6 protein-coding genes are annotated in these 9718 nt (G+C 40.8%); all 6 read left to right on the top strand.

All coding sequences use genetic code 11. The features are described from left to right. Window positions 1-83 precede the first annotated feature (83 nt). The 6 genes from QZ327_RS11125 (at window position 84) to QZ327_RS11100 (ending at window position 9540) form a co-directional block, all read left to right on the top strand. On the top strand, window positions 84-890 hold the full coding sequence (locus QZ327_RS11125) for a glycerophosphodiester phosphodiesterase family protein (protein WP_294619328.1): 807 nt from the start codon (window positions 84-86) through the stop codon (window positions 888-890). A 22-nt stretch (window positions 891-912) separates the two neighbouring features. After that, window positions 913-2259, top strand: a complete 1347-nt coding sequence (locus QZ327_RS11120) for an MFS transporter (RefSeq protein WP_294619308.1) — start codon at window positions 913-915, stop codon at window positions 2257-2259. A gap of 209 nt (window positions 2260-2468) precedes the next feature. Further along, a complete protein-coding gene (locus QZ327_RS11115; protein WP_294619306.1) occupies window positions 2469-3071 on the top strand; it encodes an RNA polymerase sigma-70 factor in 603 nt (200 codons plus the stop codon). A 164-nt stretch (window positions 3072-3235) separates the two neighbouring features. Then, a complete protein-coding gene (locus QZ327_RS11110) occupies window positions 3236-4219 on the top strand; it encodes a FecR family protein (protein WP_294619304.1) in 984 nt (327 codons plus the stop codon). A gap of 270 nt (window positions 4220-4489) precedes the next feature. Further along, window positions 4490-7816 carry a TonB-dependent receptor gene (locus QZ327_RS11105; protein ID WP_294619302.1) on the top strand — a complete coding sequence of 1109 codons (3327 nt, stop codon included), beginning with the start codon at window positions 4490-4492 and terminating at the stop codon, window positions 7814-7816. Between the two features lie 23 nt (window positions 7817-7839). Next, window positions 7840-9540, top strand: a complete 1701-nt coding sequence (locus QZ327_RS11100) for a RagB/SusD family nutrient uptake outer membrane protein (RefSeq protein WP_294619300.1) — start codon at window positions 7840-7842, stop codon at window positions 9538-9540. Window positions 9541-9718: the final 178 nt, after the last annotated feature.

The following is a 9718-nucleotide window of genomic DNA, read 5'->3' as shown; positions in this document are numbered from 1 at the left end:
GAATATACATATTATTGTGTGCCGTCTTTGTTGCATTGCAGTTTTCGGCACAAAACCGTGTGGAACAGATTCGTGAAAAGTTGATGAGTTGTAACTCAGGTTCCGTAATTGTGGTGGCTCATCGCGGAGATTGGCGTAACTTTCCTGAAAATTCGTTGGAAGCCATAGACAACGCTATAAAAATGGGGGTGGACATTGTAGAGTTGGACGTTAAGAAAACGAAAGACGGTGAACTGATTCTTATGCACGACCGTACGTTGAACCGTACCACTACCGGCAAAGGATTGGTTTCGGACAATACATTGGACGATATTCGCAAGTTGAATTTGAGAAACGGTTGCAATATCCGTACCATTCATAAAGTACCCACTTTAGAGGAGGCGCTGTTACATGCCAAAGGAAAAATCATGATTAACCTGGACCAGGCGGACCTTTACTTCGACCAGATTTATGAACTCATGCAAAAGACAGGGACAACCAGGCAAATTATCATGAAAGGAAGAAAACCAGCAACGGAAGTGAAGAAACAGTTTGGCGACTATTTGAAAGATGTGATTTATATGCCGATTATCAATCTTGACGCTTCCGGAGCCGAAGAACAGGTAGAGGCTTTTATTAAAGATATGTCTCCGGTTGCTTTGGAGTTGCTATTCGTGAACGATGCCAACCCGCTTCCTAAGAAACTTGCGGCTACTTTGGAAAGCCGCGCCCTGATTTGGTATAACACTTTATGGGATACAATGGCGGGCGGACATGACGATGATATGTCCTTGCAAGATCCTGATGCCGGTTATGGCTATCTGATTGATACGTTGGGATGCCGTATCATCCAGACCGACCGCCCTGCTTACCTGCTGGATTATTTGCGGAAAAGAAAACTACATGATTAAGAAGCAAGGACTGTAGGACATTATGCTGAAACATATACTAAACTTTTACAGGGTTTCGCAACCGAAACCCTGTAATGAAGAACCTTTGCCCGAACGGAAGCGCCGTTTGAAGCGTCTTCAATGGTCCACTTTTCTTTCCGCTACGTTGGGCTATGGCATGTATTACGTCTGCCGTCTGAGCCTGAATGTCGTAAAGAAACCAATCGTGGACGAAGGTATTTTTTCGGAAACGGAATTGGGTATCATCGGTGCCGTGCTGTTCTTCACCTATGCCGTCGGCAAGTTTACTAACGGCTTCCTTGCCGACCGTAGCAATATCAACCGTTTCATGTCAACCGGTTTGCTGGTGACGGCATTGGTCAATCTCTGCCTGGGCTTTGTACACTCTTTCATCCTGTTTGCCGTTCTTTGGGGCATCAGCGGCTGGTTCCAGTCTATGGGTGCCGCTTCCTGCGTGGTTGGTCTGTCCCGTTGGTTTACGGATAAGGAGCGCGGTTCTTTCTATGGTTTCTGGAGTGCGAGCCATAATATCGGCGAGGCGATGACTTTTATCATCGTGGCTTCCATTGTCAGTACATTGGGTTGGCGTTACGGTTTTCTGGGTGCGGGTCTTGTCGGTCTTGTGGGTGCTTTGGTGGTGTGGCGTTTCTTTCACGACACTCCTCAGGGCAAAGGTCTTCCTGCTGTCAATGTTCCTGCAAGGAAAAAGGAGCTGGATGTTTTGGAAACCGAAGCGTTCAACCGTGCCCAAAAGGCGGTATTACGAAATCCTGCCATTTGGATACTTGCGCTCAGCAGTGCCTTTATGTATATCAGCCGTTATGCTGTAAACAGTTGGGGCGTTTTCTATTTGCAGGCGGAGAAAGGTTATTCCACGCTGGATGCCGGCTTCATCATTTCCATCAGTTCGGTATGCGGTATTGTGGGGACTATGTTTTCCGGAGTTATTTCGGATAAGTTTTTCGGCGGTCGCCGCAACGTTCCCGCATTGATTTTCGGTTTGGTGAATGTGCTTGCCCTGTGTCTTTTCCTGCTTGTTCCGGGTGCGTGCTTCTGGGTGGATGTATTGGCGATGGTTCTCTTCGGTTTGGGCATCGGTGTGTTGATTTGTTTCTTGGGCGGCTTGATGGCTGTGGATATTGCTCCCCGTAATGCTTCCGGTGCCGCTTTGGGTGTGGTTGGCATTGCGAGTTATATCGGCGCCGGTTTGCAGGATGTGATGAGCGGTGTGCTGATTGAAGGCAATAAGCAGGTTGTAGATGGTGTAGAAGTCTATGACTTCACCTATATCAATTGGTTTTGGATAGGTGCGGCATTACTGTCCGTATTGTTGGCATTGCTGGTATGGAACGCGCGAAGTAAAGAGTAGGGGCATTTTCCAAGATTGCATCAGTCTCCGGTTCTAATGCAATCTTGGAAAATGATAGTCATAAGAATACGTTTTTACATAGGCTTGGTAGACGTAGGGTGGGTAAGCATATCTGTATATACCACCGTTTTTCCTTTTTTATTTCTCGAACTTTACATAAATTTGTAACCCAATAGTGTTATTGAGTAAGTGAAATCTAAAAAGGCAATATGTACGCAACCGAAAAAATTAATGATGAACATGCCCTTGTGCTCCGTCTGATTGAAGGAGACGAGGATGCCTTTTGCGAACTTTATGCTGCCTACAAAAATCGTTTGATATACTTTGCCATGCGTTTCCTGAAGTCGCGTGAGTATGCGGAAGATATATTTCAGGATGCTTTCACGGTAGTTTGGCAAAGTCGTCGTTTCATCAATCCGGATGCTTCATTCTCTGCCTATCTGTATACAATCGTGCGCAATCGTATACTGAACCAGTTGCGCGACTTGTCCAACCGCGACAAACTCTGCGAACAGATACTCTCGCGAGCGGTGGATTATACCAACGAGACGAAAGACACGATTCTTGCCAATGACCTGTGGCAATTTATTTCATGTGCGTTACAGCAGTTAACACCTCGTCAGCGTGAAATATTCGGGATGAGCCGCGAGCGGCAAATGTCGCATCGCGAAATAGCGGAAGTGTTGGGGATTTCCGTCAATACGGTGCAGGAATCTATTTCCATATCCTTGCGGACGTTGCGCACTTACTTGGAAAAGCATTCGGTGGGTGGCGCCGAGCTTGTTTTGCTGCTTATCTGCCTGAACTTGTAAATGATGCGTTTGATTTTGAATAGTTAACTTCTTGTAGCCTATCCTTTCAGACAGTTTGTGTCTTAAAAAATATTAATCACACCCCTGTACTTCTTTGCTTCCGTGTACATATTCATGTAAAGGGTATATTTTTGATAATCTTCGTATTATTAAAATTATGAATTATGGAAAATAGTAAAAGCGATAAATCCTTATTCCGCCGTTATTTGGACGATTTGTATACCACAGACGATGCGCATAAGCTGCTGGATGACCTGCGGCGTTCGGAACATGGTACCAATAAGTTGGAGGAACTGGCTGCCGATGTTTGGGAAGAATCTTCTGTCCGCCAGGCTCATACCGACCTGGAGCGTGAACGCTATAAGAAAGAAGCCCGGTTGCTGTTAAGGCATCTTGAGCATAAAAAAAGTATGTGGTTCCGTCGGATGGTAGCGGCAGTGGCAAGTGTGGCTGCGATAATCTGCTTGGTTCTTGGCGGTATCGGCTACATACGTGATATCAACAAGCAACAAGTGTCCTGCTTGGTAGTTTCCACTTCTTTTGGCGAGCGCAAGGAGATACGACTTCCTGATGGCACGTATTTGACTTTGAACTCCTGTTCGCGTGTACGCTATCCGGACCGTTTTGTCGATAGAGAGCGTAGGGTGGAGTTAGAGGGTGAAGGTTATTTTCGCGTATATCGTAACGAAAAACATCCCTTCATTGTCAGTGCCCGCCACTTCGATGTACGTGTATTGGGTACTTGCTTCAATGTCAAATCTTATTCTTCGGATGAAGTGGTTTCCGTAGATGTGGAAAACGGTAAGGTACAGGTGGATATGCCGGAAGCAATGATGCGTTTGTATGCTAAGGAACAAGTACTTATCAATACCGTTTCGTGGGAATACAACAAGCGGCATGAAGAACGTGCGGTGGCGGTTTGGCGCAAGGGTGGTTTGCGTTTCAGCAGTACTCCCATACATGATGTGGCGAAGGAGCTGGAACGTATGTACAATTGCCGTATTACTTTTGCCGAAGGGCAGGAATTTAATAATCTCATTTCAGGGGAACATGATAACAAGAGTTTAGAGTCTGTGTTGCAGTCTGTTGAATATACAAGTGGCATTCATTATAAAAAGAATGGAAATGAAGTCCTGCTGTATAAATAATGAAAATATGTTAATGTCACCCCGGTATAATGAAACGAATGTGTATTATATGATGTAGTCTCGTAAATATTAACTTTAATCTGACTGTAAATTGCGTATGAAAACACCCACTTAGTTATCTATTGAAAAAAATAGGAGCTGTCTCTCAGAGAAGCCCCTATCCTAATCCGAACAGCTATTCATTCGTTTTCCCCCGTATGAATAGCGTATCGCGGATTACTAAAACCTTTGTTTTAAATAATTTATTCAATTACTAAAACGCACAAATTTATGAATATTCTTCCTAATTCTAAAAGGAAAAGTAGAAATGACTTTCGGTTTTTAGCTTTTTTACTATTCGTATGCTTGTCATTTGTTTCTTATAATGCCCAAGCGCAAAATTCAAACACTATTACGTTAAATGTACAAAATGAACCGTTAGAGAATGTTTTCAATCAGTTAAGTAAGCAAACGGGGTTGAAATTTTTCTATGACCAGGAAATTGTTGACTCGGCTCCACGCGTTACGGTCAATATGTCAAATGTCTCTTTGGAGGAAGTGTTGAAGCACATTACTTCACAAACGAAATTGTATTTCAATAGGGATAATCATACAATATCCGTTGGCAAGCAGAAAACCGGACAAGTAGTCACTAATGATGTGAAACTGAAAAATCTTGATGGAAGAGTAGTTGATCCAAACGGTGAGCCTATCATTGGTGCCAGTGTATTGGTAAAAGGTACTACTAATGGGGTGATTACCGACTTGGATGGAAATTATCATTTGACAAACGTACCGGAAAATGCGTTGCTCGCTTTCTCGTATATCGGTTATCAGACGGTAGAACTGAAAGCCAATGGCAAGGGGCTCGATAAGATTATTATGAAAGAAGATAATGAATTGTTGGATGAGGTTGTCGTGGTAGGCTATGGTACTGCGAAAAAAAGTGATTTAGCCGGTGCTGTTGTACGTGCAGATTTGAGTACATTGCAAGAATCTCCCAATATTAGTTTAGGCTCGGCTTTACAAGGTTTGGTTCCGGGACTGAATGTAGGAGCTGTAACAAAGGCCGGTGAAAATCCTTCTATCTCTATTCGCGGGCGCAATTCTATAAGTGGTGGAACGAGTCCCTTGATAGTTTTAGACGGTATTATATATCGCGGTGACTTGGTGGACATTAATATGAATGATGTGGAAACTATTGATGTATTGAAAGATGCCAGTGCAGCGGCTATTTATGGTTCGGAAGCAAGTAACGGAGTTATTTTGATAACATCCAAGGTCGGTAAGGTTATGAGTAAGCCTATCATTGAATACAGTGGTTCCTTTTCGTTCCAACAACCTACTAATAAAGATTTATATCCTACAGGGCGTGAGGGATTTCTTCGTAGAATAGCGGACCGCTTTCTGGAAGAAAGCCGTACCGGTGATGACTTGCTTCAACCCAACCCGAACTGGGATGTAACCAAACATCTGATGGATGGAAATGTATTAAATGGTTATTTAAACGGAACGGATATTGATTGGTGGGACATGTTGACAAATGATACTCCTTATATTCAGACACATAATTTGAGTGTAAGAGGTAAAAATGAATTAAGCAGCTATTTTCTTTCTGTGGGATATACCGATCAGGAGAATCTGATTATAAACGATACTTATAAGCGTTACAATGTCCGTGCGAATATGGACTTGAAAGTGACAGATTGGTTAAAAGTAGGAATGCAGTCTTTTTTTACGGTCAGCGACTATTCCGGTCAATCACCTACTTTGAAGAGTGTAATGGAGTTGCCACCGCTTGCTGCCGTGAGTGACTCGGATGGAGAGTATGTCAAACAACCTTATAAAAGTGTATTAAATCCAATGTTGACTATCCGGCAAGACGATGTGGACAAACGTTATAATCTATCCGGCAATTTTTATGTGGATATAGATTTCCCTTTCTTAAAAGGACTTAATTACCGTGTGAATTTATCACAGAATCTCATTGAGAACAAAGAATTCAAATTTAACAAATGGGGTGCTAATTTTGAAGGTGAAGGATCTAAAATGAATGATAGTCAATATAATTGGACTGTAGATAATATCCTTTCTTATAAAAATACATTTGGGAAGCATACTGTTAATGCGACTTTTGTGTATGGTGCCGAAAAACGTCAATATGAATCCACAACAGCAGGAGCTTCCAAATTCTTGAATGATGTTTTAGGGTATAACAATCTGGGATTAGGACAGTCTGATTTGCAAACGGCTTCATCCGAAGCATGGGAAGAAACCAGTTTATATCTTATGTTCCGTGCTATTTATACTTTTAATGATAAGTATATTTTCACAGGAACAATCAGGCGTGATGGCTTTTCCGGGTTTGGAAAAGATAATAAATTCGGTATTTTTCCGTCTGCAGCCATTGCTTGGCGCGTTAGTGAGGAGAATTTTATAAAAGATAATGTAAAATGGATAGATAATTTGAAATTACGTCTGTCCTATGGACAAAATGGTAATCGAACAGTGGGGCGCTATCAGACGTTGGCAAAAATAGATAATGATAATGGTTATCTTTTTGGAGATGGTGCTACCGGAGAACAAAAACAGTGGGTCTCTTCCATGCCTAATTCAAATCTGAAGTGGGAAACTACGAATACATTCAATGTCGGGGTTGATTTCAGCCTTTTGAACGGTAGGATTTTTGGTAATTTGGAATATTATAGGGCAAAAACCCATGATTTACTTTATAATATAAATATCCCGCAGATAAATGTTTTGGGATCTATCCCAACAAATATTGGCAAACTGAGCAATAAGGGATTTGAAATGTCTGTGACTGGAGTGCCTGTCCAAACAAAAGATTTAGTTTGGAATATTACTTTCAATTTTTCCAGAAACAGGAATAAAGTTGTCAGTATTTTGGGACAGGATTTAAATGGTGACGGACGAGAAGATGATTTAGTGTCTGAAAAAATATTTATAAATCATCCGTATGGGGTTGTTTATGACTATAATCTGATTGGAATGTGGCAGATTGAGGATTATTTAGCAGGAAGAATTCCTGATGGATTTACGTATGGTACTTATAAAGTGGAAGATGTTAATGGAGACGGGGATTACACACAAGCGGATGACCGTAAAATATTAGGTTATACTGACCCGGCCTACCGCTTCAGTGTACAAAACTCCATACGCTATAAAAACTGGGAGTTGAAATTTATGGTAAACTCTGTGCAAGGGGGGAAGAAGTACTATTACGGACAACCGGGAAAGGATTTGAATAATCCGGATAATGTTTATCAGAACAATTCATTTGACTTTGACTATTGGACACCTGAAAATCCCAATGCCCGTTATCGTCAATTAGGATATTCACCCAATGTGCTGGGAACCGGTTTTTCACCCTATATGCAACGCAATTTTGTACGTTTGCAAGATGTTACTCTTTCATACGATGTCCCGGCCAATTTCTTGGGCAAGTTTCATATAAATCGATTAAAACTTTATGTGACAGGCAAAAACCTGTTGACATTTACAAAATGGGACGGATGGGATCCTGAATCCGGCAGTGGTCTTAAAGCGGACTATCCGGTGATGCGAAGCTATTCGGTTGGGTTAAATGTTGAATTTTAAAAATGTACTTAAATTTGAAAGGTATGAAAATTCTTAAATACACGATTGCTATTTTATCTTGTACTGTAATATGTGCTTCTTGTAATGAAAGTAAATTTCTGGAAGAGAAACCGTTGGACTTTTTTTCGCCGGAAAACTCAATGATTACAACAAAACATTTTGAAACGTCTTTGAATTATCTGTATAACCAGACCAGGCATATTTTCTGTAATATTGATGTAGGTACTCGTATGGCTCTTTATTACGGTACGGACTTTGCTTTTAATGCCACAGACTATTATAAACCGAGACACTTGAATGATTATGCCAATAAGATGGTTCCAACAGACGGAGTGATTAAACTCCTTTGGCAGGAAACATTTAAATTGGTATCAAATGCAAATGTTATTTTAAATCGTATTAATATGCCTAATGAGGTTAGTGATACGGATAAAGCGGTCATCACGGGCGAAGCCAAATTCTTTAGGGCTTTTGCTTATCGGATTTTGGCTCATTTATATGGTGGTGTACCTATAGAGTTGAATGAGGTTATGGTTCCTCGCAGGGATTATGTGCGTGCTGCCAGAGAAGATGTTTACAAGCAAATCCGACAAGATTTGGAGGAAGCGTATAAGGTTCTTCCGGATATTGATAAAGTGAGAGAAGGAAAAGTTAACAAGCAAATAGCCCAACATCTTCTTTCAGAAATATATATTTGTTTGGGATTGTACGATGAAGCTGTAAAAATGGCTACAAATGTAATTGATTATCAGGGATTGGAATTGATGAAAGAGCGCTTCGGGTCTCGCAAAGACGAAAATGGTGATGTGTATTGGGATTTATTTCGCTTAAACAATCAGAATAGAAGCAGTGGTAATACGGAAGGGTTGTGGGTAATGCAATATGATTATCAAAATTCCGGTTCTGAAAAATATGAAATGGCCAAATGGATTATTCCTATGTATAAGAATGTCATGTTGACACAAATGGAGAATGGAAAAGAGGTAAAAGTAACCGCTTTTGTAGATATAACAGATGGAAAGGGGGGCAATGGAGCCGCATGGATACAGCCTACGGAACATTTTTTTACCGATATATGGGCAAAAGGATCTGAAAATGATATTCGTAATTCAAGATATAATATTATCCGTGATTTACAAATAGACAATCCAAAGGCTCAGGCATTTGGAAAATGGTTGGTAAAAGATGGTTATGCCACAGATTTGGATCCTATCCGTATTTGGTTTCCTATTGTGACTAAATATTCCCGTGTAGGAAATTATCCGGAAGATCTTTGGAAGAGAGATAAGAACAACAATCCAATGATGACCGAATTTGGAGAACATATATTGATAAGTACTGCTAATCAGGGATATAAAGATGAATATTTTTTCCGATTGGCGGAAACTTATTTGTTGCGTGCAGAAGCTTATCTGATGAAAAATGATATTTCAAATGCAACAAAAGATATTAACACTATTCGTAATAGGGCACATGCTGTTCCTGCAGAGGAAAGTGAAGTGGATATTTATTATTTACTTGATGAACGTTTAAGGGAACTATACTTTGAAGAAACCCGTATGCTTACTTTATGTCGTATGGGAAGATTGGTCGAGATGAATCGTAAATATAATCCGGTAAGTGGTAAAACCATTTATGATTATCATAATTTGTGGCCTATTCCTTATTCTGAAATAGAGAGAAATACAGAAGCAGTATTGGAACAAAATCCCGGATACAAATAATGTTGATTGTGGTGGGGTTGTGATGAAAGAACCGTGGGATGAATTGTGAAAAACAGTAGAAACTGTTTGAATATTTAAAAAAATGATTATCCTTAGAGTCTGTTTAAATTTTGTTCAGCCTTCTTTTGATAGTTCTTTTCGAGTATGTTTTTCTATTTTTATGAGGAGCATAGCGGGC

It is taken from the genome of uncultured Bacteroides sp., assembly GCF_910578895.1.
Taxonomy (GTDB): domain Bacteria; phylum Bacteroidota; class Bacteroidia; order Bacteroidales; family Bacteroidaceae; genus Bacteroides.
The sequence above is the reverse complement of the archived record's forward strand: the minus strand, read 5'-3'. Positions and strand labels throughout refer to the sequence as shown.